Origin of the sequence: Actinoplanes utahensis (assembly GCF_016862455.1) — a bacterium.
GTDB lineage: Bacteria > Actinomycetota > Actinomycetes > Mycobacteriales > Micromonosporaceae > Actinoplanes > Actinoplanes utahensis.
Map to the genome: position 1 here is coordinate 1 of NZ_BOMZ01000141.1, position 1,563 is coordinate 1,563.

At 55.9% G+C, this 1,563-nt stretch carries 1 rRNA gene; it reads left to right on the forward strand.

Annotation, left to right across the window (positions count from 1 at the left end):
* Nucleotides 1-1,505 (forward strand): 23S ribosomal RNA (locus Aut01nite_RS43020); the annotation flags it as partial.
* Nucleotides 1,506-1,563 lie beyond the last annotated feature (58 nt).

Sequence of the window (1,563 nt, forward strand, 5' to 3'; positions counted from 1 at the left end):
GGGACCTCTGTGGGTAGTAGTTTAGCGATGGGGTGACGCAGGAAGGTAGATGATCCCGGCCGGTGGTTGTGCCGGGGTAAGCGTGTAGGACGTACCGTAGGCAAATCCGCGGTGCATTGAGTCTGAGACGTGATGCCGAGCCGTTCTGGTGAAGTCATTGATCCTATGCTGCCGAGAAAAGCCTCTAGCGAGCTTTGAGCGGCCCGTACCCTAAACCGACACAGGTGGTCAGGTAGAGAATACCGAGGCGACGGGTGAACTGTGGTTAAGGAACTCGGCAAATTGCCCCCGTAACTTAGGGAGAAGGGGGGCCGGACGCGTGAAGCCCCTTGCGGGTGGAGCGTGGTATGGCCGCAGAGAGCAGGGGGAAGCGACTGTTTACTAAAAACACAGGTCCATGCCAAGTCGTAAGACGATGTATATGGACTGACGCCTGCCCGGTGCTGGAACGTTAAGGGGACCTGTTAGCTCTTCGGGGCGAAGCGGAGAACTTAAGCGCCAGTAAACGGCGGTGGTAACTATAACCATCCTAAGGTAGCGAAATTCCTTGTCGGGTAAGTTCCGACCTGCACGAATGGCGTAACGACTTCCCCACTGTCTCAACCACAGGCCCGGCGAAATTGCAGTACGAGTAAAGATGCTCGTTACGCGCGGCAGGACGGAAAGACCCCGGGACCTTTACTATAGCTTGACATTGGTATCTGAATTTAATTGTGTAGGATAGGTGGGAGACTGTGAAGCTCGGACGCCAGTTCGGGTGGAGTCACTGTTGAAATACCACTCTGTTGGGTTTGGGTATCTAACTTGCGGCCCTGATCGGGTCGAGGGACAGTGTCTGGTGGGTAGTTTAACTGGGGCGGTTGCCTCCTAAAGGGTAACGGAGGCGCCCAAAGGTTCCCTCAGCCTGGTTGGCAATCAGGTGTTGAGTGTAAGTGCACAAGGGAGCTTGACTGTGAGACTGACGGGTCGAGCAGGGACGAAAGTCGGGACTAGTGATCCGGCACTTGCGTGTGGAAGCGGTGTCGCTCAACGGATAAAAGGTACCCCGGGGATAACAGGCTGATCTTCCCCAAGAGTCCATATCGACGGGATGGTTTGGCACCTCGATGTCGGCTCGTCGCATCCTGGGGCTGTAGCAGGTCCCAAGGGTTGGGCTGTTCGCCCATTAAAGCGGTACGCGAGCTGGGTTTAGAACGTCGTGAGACAGTTCGGTCCCTATCCGCCGTGCGCGTTGGATACTTGAGAAGGGCTGTCCCTAGTACGAGAGGACCGGGACGGACGAACCTCTGGTGTGCCAGTTGTTCCGCCAGGAGCATGGCTGGTTGGCTACGTTCGGAAGGGATAACCGCTGAAAGCATCTAAGCGGGAAGCCTGCTTCGAGATGAGGTATCCCACCACCTTGAGTGGGTAAGGCTCCCAGCTAGACTACTGGGTTGATAGGCCGGAGATGTAAGCACGGTAACGTGTTCAGTCGACCGGTACTAATAGGCCGAGGGCTTAACCACCCTAAACTTTATGCTTACGCGTCCACTGTGTGATTCACAGCAAACGAACAACCACCCC